Consider the following 17529-nt stretch of genomic DNA (forward strand, 5'->3'; position numbering starts at 1 on the left):
ATGTTGGATTCGTTTTTAACTTTTATTAACCAACACACGCCGGATCTGAAACAACAGCCGACTTTGCTTGCCGTCAGCGGAGGAATAGACTCGGTTGTAATGACGCATCTCTTTCACCGTCTGGGACTTGCGGCGGGTATCGCGCATTGTAATTTTGGTTTAAGAGGGGAGGAGTCGGAGGGCGACGAGGCTTTCGTACGGGAACTTGCGGCCCGATGTAATTTTCCTTTTTTTGTGACAAGGCCGGACGTCAAAGACATTGCGAAAACCGCGTCCATTTCGACCCAGATGGCTGCTCGTGAGCTGCGTTATACATGGTTCGAAAAGGTAAGAGCGGAATCGGGTTACGAATGGATAGCTACCGCACATCATGCCAATGATTCATTGGAGACTTTGTTGCTTAACCTGGCCAGAGGGACAGGCCCTGCGGGATTGACCGGCATTGCGCCTGTGAACGGTAAACTGATCCGGCCGTTACTGTTTTCTAACCGTGCGGAAATTAGCCGGTATGCGGCAGAAAACGGCGTTCGCTGGCGGGAAGACCGGACCAATGAAACGGACGATTATCACAGGAATAAAATCCGTCACAACGTGATACCAGTTTTATCGGAGTTAAACCCGTCTCTGGAAACGACTTTCAACGCCTCATCGGAACGGCTGAGAGCTGCCAATACATTGCTTGAAGAATATCTGCAAAAATGGAAGACGCAGATCGTCAGCTATGGGGCCGACACTATTCGCATCCCAATTGGCGAACTATGTAGCAGCAGTGAGCCGGCATACCGTCTCTGGGCCATTTTGCAGGAGCTGGGCTTCCAATATAGCCAGATCCGCGGCATTCTGACCGCCCTTGACGGGATTCCGGGTAAACGCTTCTTCTCGCCAACGCATGTACTGCTCGTAGATAGAGATTACCTGGTTTTGAAAGAGCAATCCGGGACTTCCGATGTTGAGGAGCTGATAATCGATGGGCCGGACGTTACCTTTGACTGGCAAGGGGAGAAGTTTAACCTGACAACATTGCCGGCAGGAACTTCGCTTCATTTGGATAGATCGACAATCCTGGTAGATCCGGATCGGCTCACGTTTCCCCTCATATTGAGAAAGTGGCGGCAAGGAGATATTTTTCAGCCGTTCGGAATGGCTGGCAAACATAAGAAGGTAAGCGATTTGCTGATCGACAACAAAGTTGACCGCTTCGAAAAGGAAAAAACCGGCGTGCTGCTTAATGGAAATGGTGAAATTATCTGGGTTGTAGGAGTTCGCGCCGACGAACGGTTCAAACTGAGTAACGTCTCGAAAGGTGCAATAATGATTTCTCTGAATCCTTGGGAAACAAAACGGGCAGATTAATAACCTGACCATTATCACGAATTTCTATCGATGGTCGTAAATGTGGCAGTATCTCATCGCTTAAGAATTAGCTGCCTGCTATCGTGAATTTGCAGCTTCTGGTAGATGTGCTCCAAATGCTTGCGAACTGTTTTTTCGGAGATAAACAATTTCTCAGCAATTTGCTTCACGCGCCACCCTTTTTGCAAGCAATCTAAAACTTCGGCTTCTCGGGGAGTCAGCGAGCCTACTTCCAGTAAATTCACATCATTTTTTCCCCGGAGCATATCCAGGGCTTTGGTAGCCATCGTTGGCGAAAGCGGCGAACCTCCTTCAAGTACCTCTGTGATGGCGTTGATCAGGCGAGCGGGCTTTTCATCTTTGAGAAGGTAGCCGGATGCGCCCGCGGTGATTGCCTCAAAAAGCCTTTGATCGTCGTCGAAGACTGTCTGCATAATGATCCTGATCCCGGGATACATTCGTTTGACTTCCCTGGTGGCTTTTACGCCATCCATTTCGTCCATTTCGATATCCATTAGAAGAACATCCGGCAAGGCCTCCGTGCTGAGTTTTTCCAACAAATCTTTTCCGTTTCGTGCCTGCAACATGACATCAAGATCATCACTCAATGATAACTTTTCGGCCAGGATCGCAGCCAGGTCCGCATTATCTTCAACAATACCAACAGTGATTGCCATGTGGAGTTTTTAACAAATTACGGTTATGGAGTTGTCTAAGTAAATACGTCATTTGACGTATTTACTTAGACAACAGGCAATGCAACTCTGATTGTAGTTCCTTGGCTATCAGAAGTCATTGTGAACTGACCTCCAAGTTCCTCAGTCCTGGTCTGCATATTTGCCAGCCCATAACCACGATGTACTTGTTCGGGGTCGAACCCTTGGCCGTCATCAGAAATGGTAAGGATCACCATTGCATTCTGCATCGACATTAAAAAAACAACCCGTTCGGCATCGGCATATTTCAGCGCATTATTAACTGCTTCCTGAGTGATGCGGAAGATCGTATTTGCAACTGTCGGGCCCAGCATGAATACTTCGGAATAATTAAAGTCAGTGTGCAAATGGGGAGTTTCCCTATCTTCCCAAACTTTGGTTAGCCAGGCCAGGGTCCGCTCATACCATTGCTGACCAGTGATATGGGGTTGATTTAATATCCAAAGCGTATCGCGAAGATTCTGGTTGGTGGCCCGTGTGAAATCTCCCAGGGAAAGAAGAGGTTGCTGTTGGTTGGATTTGAATGCAAGTATATCCAGCCTGTTGATAATGTGCGTAAGTTCGGAGCCTATTCCGTCGTGCAGATCTCTTGCCAGCCGAACCCTTTGCATTTGTATTTCACGTTCGAAGTTAATAGCTTTCAATTCCTCCATCCGTTGCCGGAGGATTGCTTCTTCCACTGTTCTTTGCTGCGTAATACATTGCATTTCAAGCACTACTTTCTCTTGCTCTACCACTCTCTGCCTGTAAACCCAGCTTACCAGGATGACAACAATATCGATGGCGATGGCATACCTGAGCAGGAGCATATCGGGGATCGCTTCCTTCAAAAGCCCGCTATTGACAAATATGGTATTGAGACAAAAGAATGAAACGAGTACAAATACGCTAGCGACATGCAGCCAAACCGGCTTGAATCCACGCTCAACCGCATCTTTTATAAATAACAGCCAACAAAGCAAATATGCAAACGCAAGTATGAGTCCCGCGTTATAACCTATAGAAAAAATGTACTGGCTATTTGCCCACTCCCCCAAATGGACGATAAGTATGGCAATTTCTACCGCCAAAGTAATGAACAGCGGATTAAAACCTACCAGCCACCTCCTCGGGGAATTTTGAATGTCCAGGAATTTTCCGCTAAAGAGCATAAAGCAGCCGATACCGATGTTGATCCAATGGCCGAGCAAGGTGTTCTCGTCGAGGTAATCCAGAAACGAAGGCAAGAAAAACCCCCAACCATCATTAAGCAGTGCATATGCATTGATAAACCCCACATAGCCTGCAAAGTAGAGGTAGGTTACATTTGTGGATTTCAATCCGAAATTCAGCAGGCTTAATACAATTGCCATCACCATGGTGCCAACAAACAAGGCCCAGCCCCAGTTGTCCACGCGACTGTATTCCAGAAACGATCTCGGTTTCCAGACTGCTACCGGGATTTTCAAAACATCCGGCGCCTTCACCTGGCCTTTTAGAAAAATGTCGTAGTTTCTGTTCTTTTTGAGCGTAACCGGGAATAGAAAATATCTGTGTTTGACGGGCTGATGATCGAAGCCGGACATTTTACTGACCATTCTATTGCCAGTTGTGGCATTTTCTACAATAAAAATGGTCAAAGAGTCTATGAAATGACTTTGGACTTCAATCCACAGGGTTTGATCTGTTTTGCTTTGAAATAGAAATTTAACCCAACCATATCCTCCCTGCTTTCCAAAGTTCGGTGAATTGACTTCCAACCAGGATTTTCCGGGCAGCCTTTGAATTTGCTCGATACCGTGCGCACGATTCGGATCGGGAAACTGATAGATATGGTCGATTTTTAAAGGGGTAGCTCGTAAGTCGCACCCCGAAAAGCAGGTAAACGCAAGCAGTACAAAAGTTATTATTCCGTTTCGGGTGTGTATTGGGCTGCCAGATCCGCTGATCAGGCCCAAAATCTTATGCACAGTGTTAGGACAAAACACATTGAGTAAAGGTTTTTCCACATTTAGTATTCGTTAAGATAGAGGAGGTAGTAATGTCTTAAAATTTACGCAATTAATTTAACTCATTCCAAATCAGACCAATAGAAATTTACAACCTGGCAAACTAACCCGGCAGTGATTTTGATTTAGCCCGAAAAAATGATGAGGTTATTTTAAATATGCGATGGAAAAGCCGTTAAGCATTTCGTGATATCCGGTGTTGCTCCGAAATCAATTCAAATATCTATGTTGAGAACCTTTGTAGCAATACTGATTATTCAGTATTTTGTGTTGAGAACTACAACGCCCCCCTATGCTAATCGACAACAATTCACTTTTTGCCCTTACCGAATTCAGGAAAATATGGAAATCCGACATCATAGAATCAGAGGTAACTGAGATTAAAGATTTTCTTCAGGATAGTCCGTTGCTGGTCGAAACACTTTCTCTGAGAAATTCATCCCTGGCTATCATCGACTTGAAAAGTATGACCTACCTCTGCTGCATTGGAGATACTGTGCCGATCTGTGGCTGGGATAAACAACGTTTTCTGGACGGTGGCGTCGGTTTTTTTCTTTCAAAAATGCTACCCGCGGATCTGGAAGGTTTCAGACAGATGTCTGAGATAACAACAAACCATGTGCGATCGCTTAGCGATGAAGCGATGAAATCCTTCAAATCGTTTATTGATTTGCAGTTCGTCGGGCAAGACGGCAATGTCAACAGGGTGCTGCATGAAGGCGTTTCTCTTAAAAGGGACTCCGATGGAAATATTTCGTTCATGCTGGCGCTTATTTCAAATATAACCAATTTGAAACGCGACAACCGCCAGCACCTGCGCCTTAGTAACGCGAGCCAGAATTTGATTTTCGAAATCAATAATATCGACAACTCTTGCCGACAGTTGGAGAGACTGAGCGATAGGGAACTTCAAATCGCGCGACTGACCGGAAAGAAATTGACTAGCGAAGAAATTGCGAAAGCACTTTTTATAAGTGTGCACACCGTCAATACGCACCGGCAGAATATGCTAAGAAAACTGGACATGACCGACACCATGGAACTGCTCAATTTTCTCACATCTTATCAGCTTATATAGGTCGGACTTTTCCATCATATGGGTACAGCCTGGGCCGGGCCGGTGACGGGTTGCGCTTATTCATCTCAAAACATGCCGGTTTGTTAAATCTTTGAATGATGAAGAATTTGCAAATGCTTTGTCGATGTCGTCAAGCACTTTGTCTTTACGCAAGAATGCCTTGGTGATCAGCCCGGTTGTAAACGATTTTTCAAACCATTTCAATGCTTCTTCATTTTTTCTTTGCTGAGCCAAAGCACAACCAATGAGATAATAAGCGACGCCTCTGAGCTCATCCCGGTTGCCTATGCGGGATAGTATTTTAACAGCTTCCACGGGCTGGCTGGTTTTGATATACGCGGTGCCGAAGTTAATGATTGAAGCAGACGTTTTCACAGGTGAGTCCGATTGGAATGAAGCTAAATAGTCGGTGATCGCGTCCGGGTATTTTTTTAACACGACCAGATTATCAGCTCTTTTTAGAAGTGCCTCAGAACGACAGCGTTTGTTAGCGGTATCCATTTGAATAGCTTTTGTAAATGCCGTTATCGCGTCGGCATATCGTTCATCTTTTTCAAGGGTATGGCCCAGTTGCAGCTGGTAAAATGGATTTTGAGGGTCTAAGGCTGATGCCTGGCGATAGTCGCTGATGGCTTTTTTCAGGTTGCCCCTTAGCCTGTTTGCAGCACCCCTGTTGGAATAGATCTCCGCAGATTTATCCATTTTATAAATCGCCCGATCGTATTCTTCAATAGCGTTGTCGATCATATTTAGTGCAAGGTGTGCCATACCCAGCTTGTTGTAAGCGACGGCATAGAGGCTGTCAGACATGATTGAGCCGATTTTCTTTTCATTAATTTTTATGAATTCATACGCCGTAACCGCTTTATCATATTGTTTTAGCTCAAAAAAAGCATCCCCTTCACCCACGCGGGCTTCGTATAGTACCGGCGAAATCTGATAGGTGTGATTATAATCGGTTGCTGCCTTTGTGTATTCCTTCATGGCAAACCAGAGTTTGGCCCTGCCCAGAAAGGCATCTGCAAATTGGGCCTGATAAAATATCGCCTTGTCGTAGGCGGTCATGGCTGCCGCTGAGTCGCGGATACCCAGGTAACCATTGGCCTTATGGTACCAAAAATCAGCTACTGTCGGTTTGATGTGGATTGCATTATCGTATTGGGCAATAGCATGGGCAAATTGCCCGGCTTGAAGTGATTTGGTACCTTCATGAAAATAAGCAAATGCAATCGAAGAAATTTGCTCTTCCTGTTCAGGCGTGACCTTCATTTTTCTTAGTCTGGCAAAATCCCTGCCTGCCTGCTCGACATCCGAGCGTTTGACATAAGATAGCCCTCTGAAATAATAGGAGTCCTGGGCAAGTGTATCGCGTTCGAGTGCCGCTGAGAAGTCGGCAACGGCTTTCGAGAACTCTTCTGAATTGAAAAATAACAGGCCACGTTGATGGTAGTGAGACGCATTCTGCGGCGATAGCTGAATAGCACGGTAATAGTCCTCCAATGCACCCGGGACGTTCCGGGTCAATATGCGAAGCTGCGCACGTTTCGCTAGTATTTCATCGGCCGTGTTGTCGATGTTCAAATAGCTGGTGAGGTCCGCAACGGCTTTGGGAAAATCTTTTGTTGACGCATACAGTTCTGACCGCGCCCGCAATGCAGCCAGATTTGCGTAGTCCAGTTCAATAGCCTTGCCCAGATCCTTCAATGCCTTATCATCGTCCCGGACCATCACATATGCCAGACCTCTTCCCAAATAATGGTCTGAATTATCTTTTTCTTTTTTGAGGATGCGTGAGTAGTCTTTTATTACCTCGTCATATTTTCCGGAATTGTATTTTTCGTCCAACTCAGTTTTAAGGCTCGATTTCTGATTCAGCATTTTAATAGTCTCAGCCAGTTGCAGTGAGTCAGGTAGCAGATCAAATGCCTTCTGAAAATGGCCAACCGCTTCGGAATAGTTCCTTTTCTTCTGCGCAATGGAAGCTTTTGCCAGATACTGTTTTACAAGATCAGCTTTTGTTTGCCTGGCTTTTTCAAATGCTCTTTTTACCTGATAAATCTTCCTTCTGGGAAGCAAATCTTCATAATTGTTCAGTTTCTCAGCTTCTGTGTACGCTTCCAGCGCCTTTTCATAATCTCCTTCCTGAAAAGCCTGGTCACCGTCGGTCAACCATTTATTATAGATCTCCTGCGCCTTGCGCTCGGCCTCCCGCTCCTTTTGCCGGGCAATGTCCGCTTCGGTCGGCAGGGAAACCGATTGTTCATTGACAGTCGCTGCTGAATCGGGGATAAGGGCGACGTTGTTGAGCGAAGCGTTTAATGAGTCTTTTTCCGTGTAAAAGGCGATTTGCGAAATATAGGTAGTCCATTTTTTGCCTTTCTTCTCGGCTCTTACTTCCGCAACTCTCTTTATTGGCCGGTAAGGCCGGTTGATCTGATTGTGCTGCCCCTTGAAATGAGAAGTGAAGAAGACCTTAACGTAATAATAGTAGTCCGATTTTTTCAGATCGGAGGCTTCGAAATCCGACAGCTCAATTGTCCTTTCAATGCTTTTTGGGTAAAATAGCTCGAAATTGCTCAGATACTTATCCACGGGTAGGTCGGTACTATTCGTAGCGGAAGTGAATTCCGGGTTGAGGTCGTCTTCGATAATAACCTTGTCGTCATAAAAAAGCTTATTTGGAGATTCGCCATAGCTGTCAGCCATGATCGACTTTCTTTCAAACGCACTTAGATCTTCAAAAGTGATCGTGTTGAGCAGGTCATTGAGCCCCTTTTCAATCTTTCGTCGGGCAAGTAGTTTCACTTCATTATTGTCCCGCTGACTGAGCGTATCCTGCAAGTCGGCCGCCCGGAGGTGAGCGGGGAGCAGGATGCCGATGAGGATGATGACACAATTAAAATTTCGCACGACGAACGTATTTAACAATTGCATGATGAATTTCCGGGCATCGGTGTTTATGGATTGGTACTGATTCCAATATTCCCGAGCAAAATCTCCCAGTTGGTTGTCTGCTGCCCTTCAACCGCCTTCTGATAGCTTTGCAGCTTCACTTTTACATTCTTTTTTGTGACGTCGCTGTACACAATATCCTGACCGTTCGTGTCAAAACCGGTGAAAGTTTGCGTGCCTGTGATGGTCCCGTAATAGCTGCCGTCACTTTCGAGTACCAGATCTTTGATGTAATTCACCTCGTTCCAAGCAATTTTGGTGGCGCTGTAAGGTAACAATTTGAGCCTGGTCAGATAATCTTTCACCCGATAGCGCCTCTTTCCCTCGCGGTTGGAAGACGTGACCTCGATTGTCGCTTCCGATAGAAACAGTTTCGTTGCCTGCTCGATGGCTTCGTCTTTTTTGTCGGGATCGATGCTTTTGTCACTAATGACATTCAGGTACTGCACAAACTCGTCTACTTTTCTGATACCCTTTATGCTATACGCAGCAACGTCCTCTGTTGAAAGTCCGGGCTTTTCAGCCTGGGTCGAAGGTTGTTCGCCGGTTGTCTGCGTTTGTGTCAGAGCGACTTTTGCAGATTCAGTATCGGTGGAAATGCTGTCAATTTGCCCCGGGCCGTCGGCAGGATCCGAACGCTGCTTAATGTCAGGCCCCTTTTTAACCTCTATTGCCTCGTTCAGCACGACAGCTTGAGTCGTCGAAACGCTGTCGACCATTTTGCCGGGAAGCAGAATAGCCTGTGCTACAAGCGGCGCAGCCTGTTCCAAAATACCAGCCGACTCGGATGGAGATCTGACAAATTCATGGATTCCGTTTTTGTAAATAATCAAGGCGAGATCCTTTCTGTTAATAGAGCCGGATGCCCCTGAGATGGTCGTGAAATTGATGACATGTTCGCTTTTGTAACTGATGTTGCATTCGACAATGCGAACCGGTTCAGCCGCTATCAGCAGATCATAGGACGGGCCCGCAGAGGAATAAAACTGCTCTATTTGCTGCAACGATCTGGTAGGATCCTTACTGAGGCTGGACACCGGCAAAAAATTTCCTTTTGCGTTAAAAGCAACTATCACGTTCTCACGAGGCACAGTTCGTGCCAGCAGACGGTCACCTCTTGTTTCTCCGACTTTTAAGGTGTTTTCAGTGGAGGCGACTAATTTGTATGGGAAATTGCTACCATTGGCCCAATATAGCGTCTCCTGAGCGTGCGCTTTTTGTAGGACAAGCAATACCAAAAATGCGCGATAGAGTAGCCTCATAAAAGAATAGTTTGCTGTGTGATATGGATAACTATATGGCCCTATCTTAGGATTTTGAGTTCCACGCGCCGGTTGAGAGCCTTTGTTTTTTCTTCATCGTTTGGAAATGCTGGTTTTTGGCCTCCTCTTGCTTGCCAGTGTACCTGCTTTCGGCCGGCCCCGTGGTTGATGAGATAGTTGGCGGTAACCTTCGATCGGTATTCAGAAAGTATCAGGTTTCTGTTTCCGTCGCCTATATTGTCGGTATGGCCCGTTATCTCTATCCTGTATTCCGGATTTTGCAGCAGCCAGGTTGCCAGCGAGTCGAGGGTTTGCCTGGAAGACGGCCTGAGCTCGTAGCTGCTTTGATCGAAGTATATAATGCGCTGATCCAAAGGGGCAAGTGTGATATTTTCACTATGCGTGGGTTCCTGCTGCGAAGCTGGCGGAGTTTCTTTCTGGATAATTACCTGATTTTTGGGTAAATCAACTTTGACAAATTGAATCCCATTTGACGGTGGAAGCGTAAGTGATATTGGCTTGCTCCCTGATCCGCCTGACGTGATGCGGATCCGGTGGGCCTCTCCCGAATTAACGATGGAATAACCGCGAAGTACGTCGGCCATTTTGAGACTCAGTTTCTGCCCTTTGTCAGTAAATAGTTCAGTCTTATAATTGTTCTTGCTATTGGCAGGTTCAATGGAAACTGCCACGATTGATAGCTGCTTGCTCATTGCGACTTCGTAAACCGAGCTGCTGTTATCGAGCCGGTCGATGATCAAATTTCCATTGTAAGCCTGGTAACCGCCGGCAGTTGCGACCAGTCCGATAATGTCCTCGCGGGTAAATGTGATCTTGTTGTTCTGGGAGGTCAGATCAGGATCAGCCGAAAAGCACGTTTTGTTTCCGGTTTTAGTATAATACAAACAAACCTCTCCCTTAATCGGCTTTTTCGAAACTACATCCACGAGCTTGAAAAGGCGGGTTATTCTTTTTTCGGTTTTGGAAGAATCCGAATTGTCCAGGATCAGGTCTTGCTGCTCCGACTGAAAGTACGGACGATCGTTGGTCTGCTTATCTACCGGAAACAAGCCAAGTTCGAAGTAGTAAGAACCATCTTTCCCGGTAACAGGCATTGCCATCGTCCGGAAACCTGCCTTTTCGACAAGCAGCGAAGTCAGATTGCATGGGGCCTGTAATGAAAATACGCCCTGGTCATTACTTTTGCCGATCACCTGCTTTGTGCTCTCCGTTTTGATCGAAAGATTTGCGCTGATTGGTTGCCCGGAGGCAGCATTGATGATCTTTCCGTTGAAGGTAAAGCATTGGCCCGACGCATCCGACATCCGGATTAGCAAGAAGGATAATATCAACATCTTCCCGTACATCAGGTTATTGACTTACATTAATGGAAATGTTGCCCATCAATACCTCGAATTTGTCCTGCTTCATTCCATCCACCGTTTTCTCATACGGTTGTAGTTTGATTTTTTGACGTTTCTGCGTCACATCGTGAAAATTATTGGTCGCGAAAGTCTGCGAATACTCCGCAATTCCCCAGAAATTTCCCTGATCATCCGGTTCAAATTCCTGGACAAAATTGATTTCAGCATAGGTGATATTTACTTTGGAATAGCTCAACCGACTCAGTCTCGTCAGATATTCCGCAACGTTCCTTTTCGTTTTGTTATTTGGGTTATTAACAGCGGATACTTCCACAGTAGCGTCCTTGACAAACATTTTGACCGCCTTTTGAATTGCAATGTCTTTTTCACTTCTGCTTCTTCGGGCATCTACGATGCTGTTTAAGAGATTGGCCAGTTCGAGCATTTTATCTTCCGACTTGGCCATGTAAGTCTTCTGTTCATCAGTGGTCAGCCTTTTCTTTTCCTTCTCTGTTTCTCTTTCCTTTTCCGGAACCTTCGCTGCTTCCGCCGGCCTCACTTCCGGCACGGTGGCTACGGCAACCGGCGGTTTCGCGGGCAATACCGAAACCGGCTCGCTTTTCTTCTCCTGCAACCGGGAATTATTAAAATCCTTTTTCATTACCGACAGGTTATCAGCAACTTCGGGTAAATCTCTCAGCATTTCATGTGTCCCATTACGTCGGATTACTGCAAACAAATTGTCCTTATTGATGGAAGCGGACCTGCCGTCGAGCGTAAGGTAATTGATCACATCCTCCAACTCATTGCTGATATTGCAGGCTATTACCTCCCTTGGTGAAGCTTTGAACAAAATGTCATTCAGAGGTTTCGCAGCAGTGGCGGCTGTATAAAATTCCTGAATTTCCGCCTGAGCTCTTGCAGGCTCTTTGGAGATGTTTTTCTCGGTCAGATAATCTCCTGATTTATTAAAGAAGATTACAAATTTGTCCCTCAGGCCCATGTAATGGCTGCCGTTTTCAAGGATAGTGCTGATCTTTTCATCATCGGCAGATTCTATCTTACCCTTTACCTTGGTACCTGTGGCGAAGTAGATACTTTCCTCTCCCTGGCCCTGAGCAAAGGAGAAAGCGCAGCAATGAATAAATAGGATTAGTATGTAGATTTTTTTCATAACCAGTCTAGTTGGCGCGGCTGTTAAGCTATTTTTTTATTTTGAACCGCCAGACCTGATACTTTGAAGCTTTTGCGCCCCGATCTGAACTGAAATAAATGAAGTCGTCGACGGACCAGTAAGGGGCAAAGTCACTGGATTTGTTCATCGTATATTGACGAAGGTTTTCGCCATTGATATCGATGACATAAATGTCCGAATCCTGTTTATTTTTCTTAGTCAACTGAAAAATGATATTCTTCCCGTCGGGACTCCAGTTCGGATTGGTAGCATAACCCAAGTTGACGTCGGTGATCTGCCTTGGCGAGTCACCTTCTGTGGACATGATCCAGATAGTGCCGGTTTCCTTGGATTTGCTTTTATCGAGGTCGTATTTAACAAAGGCAATATTTTTATTGTCAGAAGAGAACTTAGGAAAGCTGCCTTCTCCTATCATCTTCAACTCCTTCGTTTTCAGGTCTTTTATCCAGATTTGGTTTTTTTTGACAGAAACTCCGCCAGTAGGCTTATTGGTTCTCTGGTTGATCGTCGCGTAGGTTTTCGGCGTGGCTCCACGCTCATAAATAATGAGGTTCCCGTCCGAAGACCACGATGGATTGTATTCATCTTCGTCATCGGTATTGGTAACCTGGGTGATCGCCTTCCCTTTTGACGCGTCGATGTAATAGATGTCAAAATTCGTTTTGTCAAATGTTTGAAAAACGATCCGGTTGTTCGCACTGCAGTATGCGGGGGTCAGGTTGACGTTTTTTCCAGCCGTTTTTTGAATGACGGCCTTAGTAAGGACCTTTTCTTTCATATAGATATTGTAGGAAGCATCCTCTTCTCTGGAAACAAAAACAAGATTTTCGCCTACGTCGCCTCCATTTGGATAGAGCGACGGTTTATCTGAGTCGGTAATTTGTGTCAGCGTTTCAAAGCTTTCGCCGTCGGAGGTCTTCTCGTATATTTTGGGAGAACAAGCCGAGAAAATGAAAGCATGCAGCGCACAAAAAATGAATCTTTTCATAGAACTGAGAGATGGTTATGGTACTGATTGGTGCGTTAAGTTTCCTGCTTATACTGACCCGTTGAGGTATATCAAAGGATTTTTACTTCTATGCTTTTAAGAATGATCCCCTCGTTAATAGAGGCCGGCTTAAAATAGGCTCCGACATTCCAGATTTTCGACTCCCTGCCAGGGTCTGTCCTGGCAAATTTGTCGAAATTGACCGGCTCGCTGCCTTTCAGGTATTGCAGTGGCTGTCCGTTAAGCGAATAGGTTTTTCCCTGCTGTGAACTTTTGAAAGAGAGCGTCACCTCGTTCTTTCCAAATTCAAGAGAAGGTTGCCTTATTCCGGTCATGTACTTTTGAACAATACCTAATTTCACGGCGTTAACTTCGAATGTTTTCGTGGCGGTATTTATTTTCAGGAAGGAGTAGTTACTGTTATCGATGTACTCCCATACAATTCCGAACTCGGCCATCGGCTTTTCAGTCGCAAGGTCAAAAACGGCGAGGATCTCGAAACTCTTGTCGGCAAAATCATAGTTGATCGGCATTTGAAAAGTGCCGAATTCTCCCTTGGTACCCACGGCCTTCACCTGGAAACCAGCTGGTTCGCTTTTGAGACTCGTCGAGAAAAAACTTTTGTTGGTAAACTTCCATCCACCGGCTGGTTCGCACGTAAAGTCCTGAAAATAAACCTCGTGAGCCATCCCGCCTTCCGTATAATACAATGCTTTGCTTACCGGGCAACTATTGATAAGGTCTACTTCCGATTTCAGCTTGCCATTTTCGTATTGCAGTTGCTTGACTGCTTCCTCACGGTTGGTCCTGGTATTAAAAGCACCTTTGATCAGCCCGACTTTGTTACCGTTTTTGTCAAGAATGTAATCACTGAAAGCCTTTCTTCTGCCCGCATTATCAAATTCCGTTTCAGCAGTCACATCTCCGGTTGCGTTATATTTGACTTCTTTGGTTAATCTTTTTTTGCTGTAAGTGCGGGTGATGTAGGAGCCATTTTCTTCATAAAACTTACATATGCCATCAAAGTCGGTGTTTCTTTCTTCGTAGGTATTTTCATATTTGCTGAATTGCCCTTCAAACTTGGGCTTGTCGTTATGGGCGTAAAAGTCCTTCACAGTACCTCTCGGCTGATTGGTCACCCGGTCAAATTTGGCCTGGCGATAGAAGTAGGCGTTGTCTTTATTGCTGGTTTGGGCAAATCGCTTGTTGAAATAAACAGTACTGATCGCCTCGGGGTCAAATGCAACCTTTTTCGATTCAACCGTCGGTTTGCTGGATACCGCTTTCGCTGGCACGGGGACAGTTGCCGGCATCTCGGATTTTGCCAGGTTAGCTATGGGTTTTTCGACTACATCATCCGACTTTTTATCAGGTTTGGCCGGTTTATCAGCATTGGTTTCGAAAAGAGGGTAAGTATTGACACGCTTCGCCTGGCTAGCTGCCGAAACAAGCACTGGTTGCTTATTCTGAGCGTAGCCTGCATGCAGTTTTAGCAAAAGCAGCAGCAAAAGGCAGAGCTGTCGGTTCATTATTGCTTGACAAATTTTTTGTTAATAATCCTGCTTCCCTGACTGATTTCCAGGAAATACACGCCCGCCGGAAGATTATCCAGCGAATAATTTTCTATTGATTTCAACTGCCTGTTCTGCCGCAGCAACTGCCCTCCGGTATTTCTCAATTCAATGGTAGCAGGAGAAATGTTACGTAATACCTGCTCCACTGTGATCGTCTTTTGGGCAGGATTTGGGTATACTTTCCATTCCCTTTCCTCCTCGGGATTGATGGCAGTGATCGCATCTACGACATAGGCAAGGGAATTTTTAACACCACACTCATTGCGATTTGCCCTCACAAAATAGCTCCCCCGTTTAGCTCCCATGAGTATGCGCGACGTAGCGCCTGCTTCCGGCTCATAACCTTTGATAGTATCCTCTGGTGAGGTTGCAAAGTCCTCCTTGTAATACCACTGATACGCATTGTCTACACTTTCAGTCGCTTCCAGGGTGTTGCCGTCGAGCACGATAATGCTCATTCGGGACGGTTTCAATGCAACCTTTTTAACAGGAGAAGTGGCCTTACATCCGTCGATGGCGATTACCACCGTGAAATCAGCTTCAGGCCGTTCTGCCAGTGAGTTTCCGGTATATTTCACCTTTCTGCCGGTTGTGAGTGAACTTCCAAGGCTGCCCGACCCCGTCTTGACGGTATTCCCGTCCTGAAACCAAGTGTAAGTGAGGCGCGAGGCGAGGTCGGTCCGGGAAGGCCGCGCCTCTAACTGGATTGATTTATCTTCGCAAAAAGGCGTGATATTTTCCGGCAAAATCGTTGTGGAAAATGAAGCGACTAGCTCAGTGCTGATCGTTTGTGCGGATTTTGCCGTGCAGGTATTGAACTGAGCGGTAGCATAATAGGTGCCGGTTTCAGTTGGAGTGTACGAGTTTCCTGTATTAGTCCCAGGTGCCTCCGTGCCGTTTTGCCGGTACCATTTGATGGTGGCGGTGCTTAGATTGGATTCGGCTTTCAACTGCACCGGAACATTGTTTTCCCCACCGCACAACAGGATGGGACTGCTGTTTCCGGTTTCTGTAAGGTTTACTGCCAGTATTTCCTCACGAGGACTTACGCTGGCCACCTCTTTACATGCCCCTCGTTGAAAGGTAACAGCGTAAGTGCCGGCATCATAAACGACAAATTTGGATGGGTCGCTGCCGGCATTTCCATTACCCGTCCAGACGTAGCTGATGCCAGCGCTGTTATCGGCCGTTGCCGATAGGATTAGCCCTTCTGCTTTATTGCAAATGATGGCCGGGTTGGGAGTGATGGTAGGATTTATAATGGCAGGGTCGGAGCTGATTGTCAACTCCTGGGAGATTTTCTTTTTGCAACCTGAATTCTTAGCTACAGTTTCGACCCGGTACTTAAAACTACCGGGTTCCGCTGGCAATGTCAGTGTGGAAGAATTTGTTCCGACACTGACGTCGTTCTGTTTCCAGGAATAATCATATAGCTGGTTATCATCAGTTTTTGCTTTTAAGGTTATTGGAGAATCCGAGCAATAAAGTAGGGGCGTATCTGCTATGCCCGGATCGAAATTGTTGTCGACAATATCAATGTTCTGTGTTGCTTTGCATCCTCCCTTCGTCAACCTTACTTCATACCGTCCTCCCTCTGTTATTGTTATCTTTTGAGTACTTGTTCCGAGATCTTTTCCATCACGAGTCCAGCTGTAAATCAAATTATTAGGCATAGCTACTAACTCCAGAGACGGTTGTTCGGGTGCCCCGCAGATTGCTTTCTTATCGTCTGTCGAAGAGATTTTAGCATCTACGATAGGTTCGTCAAATGTTAGCGTAATAGTGTTGGATGCATTCTTTGCTTCGCAGTTTGTGCCGTTAGGCTTTACATTTACTGTGTAGACGCCAGATTGCTTTGCCTCGATCATTTGCTCCTGTCCAACAGTTTGGCCGTCCTTCGACCAGACATAAGTAAAGGTCCCATTTCCTTTCGGGTCAACAGATAGGGTTATTGATTCACCCTGACATTTGGCATTAGTTTCTGGTTTAATAATTTCAGGATCGAAAGTAAGGGCCTGTATACTTATATCTTGGGATTTGACAGATGGGCACGCTTGGCCACCGCCAGCAGAACTCGGTTGTGCCGTTACACTGTATACGCCAGCACCACTAACGGATGTTTTTACGCCAGTTGTCCCATTGCTCCAAGAATAGAGCACGTTTGATTCCGCGTTGGTGACCGAGAGCTCCGAAGATTCGGAAGAGGAACACAATAGCGGCTTAGTTGATGATATTAATGGGATAATAGCGGCTTTGCTGACGTCAATAGCGCGAGACGACCCCAGGCCTTCACGTCCATTTACGATCTCGACAACCCGTAATTCAAGACCACTGAAATCATTGGTGATGTCTGTAAGTTTAAAAGGAGAGCTAATATAATAGTCATTGAAAACATTGGAAGAGGTGGTAATCGTTTGTATGGTTCGCAATAAAGTGCCATTCCGCTCTATGTTTATATTGTATGTGTGCCCAATAGGACTATAAATGGTAACGTTGGCCTGCAGGTTATCGCTACTGCATACAATAAAATGGCCATTAGCCTGAGGAACTTCTTGTTTTGAACCCCTAAGAGCGAAGAACATATCCCAAGATTCAAAATTGAATTTAGCCCCTACTGTGCCATTGCCAGATTTACTCCCGGTTATATTCACTTCCAGCACCCCAGTAAAATCGTATAGATTCAAGGGATTAGATCTTTGAAGGTCGCTTGTAAATGTGAAGGATGCATAATTGTTTTGGCTATCCACGGAACAATAGCTGATCGTTGAGGGAGGGAAAGAGATTATTAACTGTCCGTCAACGGTAATGAAACCGTCACAGTATTGAGACATTTCCGAGCTACACAAGCCGTTGGGGCATTCAGTAGAGGTGAAGCTTTTAACGTATGTAATTACTGCCGTATTACCGGTTAGTATTCTGATTTTTATATTTGAAAAGACATAGGTTGTTTTAGTGCATTTCCCTCCCGCAGCCGCAATTGAAATGTTTCCCGGTGTCGCCACAAATTCCTGCCCGATGCAACACAAGCTTGTTAGCAGCAGTAGTAGAAAAAAAAAGCT

The 17529-nt window shown here is 45.7% G+C and carries 11 protein-coding genes; 2 read left to right on the forward strand and 9 right to left on the reverse strand.

All coding sequences use genetic code 11. The features are described 5' to 3' along the window. Entirely contained in the window at window positions 1–1353 is a 1353-nt protein-coding gene (tilS, locus tag LZD49_RS31595) for a tRNA lysidine(34) synthetase TilS (protein ID WP_234672166.1), read from the forward strand. 53 nt (window positions 1354–1406) lie between these two features. Here tilS and LZD49_RS31600 read toward each other — a convergent pair whose 3' ends face one another. Continuing rightward, on the reverse strand, window positions 1407–2030 hold the full coding sequence (locus tag LZD49_RS31600; RefSeq protein WP_234672168.1) for a response regulator transcription factor: 624 nt from the start codon (window positions 2028–2030) through the stop codon (window positions 1407–1409). Window positions 2031–2095: 65 nt separating this feature from the next. Continuing rightward, window positions 2096–4057, reverse strand: coding sequence for a 7TM-DISM domain-containing protein (locus LZD49_RS31605; protein ID WP_310590517.1), 1962 nt, complete (start codon window positions 4055–4057; stop codon window positions 2096–2098). A 292-nt stretch (window positions 4058–4349) separates the two neighbouring features. Between LZD49_RS31605 and LZD49_RS31610 the strand changes: the two genes are divergently transcribed. Beyond that, window positions 4350–5135 (forward strand): LuxR C-terminal-related transcriptional regulator, encoded by a 786-nt coding sequence (locus tag LZD49_RS31610; RefSeq protein ID WP_234672170.1) that lies wholly within the window; start codon window positions 4350–4352, stop codon window positions 5133–5135. A gap of 60 nt (window positions 5136–5195) precedes the next feature. On the opposite strand, the gene LZD49_RS35880 is transcribed toward LZD49_RS31610, so the two are convergent. The 7 genes from LZD49_RS35880 to LZD49_RS31645 form a co-directional block, all read right to left on the reverse strand. Further along, window positions 5196–8045 (reverse strand): tetratricopeptide repeat protein, encoded by a 2850-nt coding sequence (locus tag LZD49_RS35880; RefSeq protein WP_234672172.1) that lies wholly within the window; start codon window positions 8043–8045, stop codon window positions 5196–5198. A 47-nt stretch (window positions 8046–8092) separates the two neighbouring features. Further along, a complete protein-coding gene (locus LZD49_RS31620) occupies window positions 8093–9349 on the reverse strand; it encodes a hypothetical protein (RefSeq protein ID WP_234672174.1) in 1257 nt (418 codons plus the stop codon). Window positions 9350–9390: 41 nt separating this feature from the next. Further along, a complete protein-coding gene (locus tag LZD49_RS31625; RefSeq protein ID WP_234672176.1) occupies window positions 9391–10704 on the reverse strand; it encodes an OmpA family protein in 1314 nt (437 codons plus the stop codon). 16 nt (window positions 10705–10720) lie between these two features. Further along, complete coding sequence (locus tag LZD49_RS31630) at window positions 10721–11887, reverse strand: hypothetical protein (RefSeq protein ID WP_234672177.1); 1167 nt, start codon at window positions 11885–11887, stop codon at window positions 10721–10723. A 28-nt stretch (window positions 11888–11915) separates the two neighbouring features. Beyond that, window positions 11916–12896 (reverse strand): hypothetical protein, encoded by a 981-nt coding sequence (locus LZD49_RS31635; protein WP_234672178.1) that lies wholly within the window; start codon window positions 12894–12896, stop codon window positions 11916–11918. Window positions 12897–12967: 71 nt separating this feature from the next. Continuing rightward, window positions 12968–14425, reverse strand: coding sequence for a hypothetical protein (locus tag LZD49_RS31640; RefSeq protein WP_234672179.1), 1458 nt, complete (start codon window positions 14423–14425; stop codon window positions 12968–12970). Continuing rightward, complete coding sequence (locus tag LZD49_RS31645; RefSeq protein ID WP_234672180.1) at window positions 14425–16899, reverse strand: T9SS type A sorting domain-containing protein; 2475 nt, start codon at window positions 16897–16899, stop codon at window positions 14425–14427. Before LZD49_RS31645 ends, LZD49_RS31640 begins: the two co-directional genes overlap by 1 nt. Between the last annotated feature and the right edge of the window lie 630 nt (window positions 16900–17529).

Origin of the sequence: Dyadobacter sp. CY261 (assembly GCF_021440085.1) — a bacterium.
Taxonomy (GTDB): Bacteria; Bacteroidota; Bacteroidia; order Cytophagales; family Spirosomataceae; genus Dyadobacter.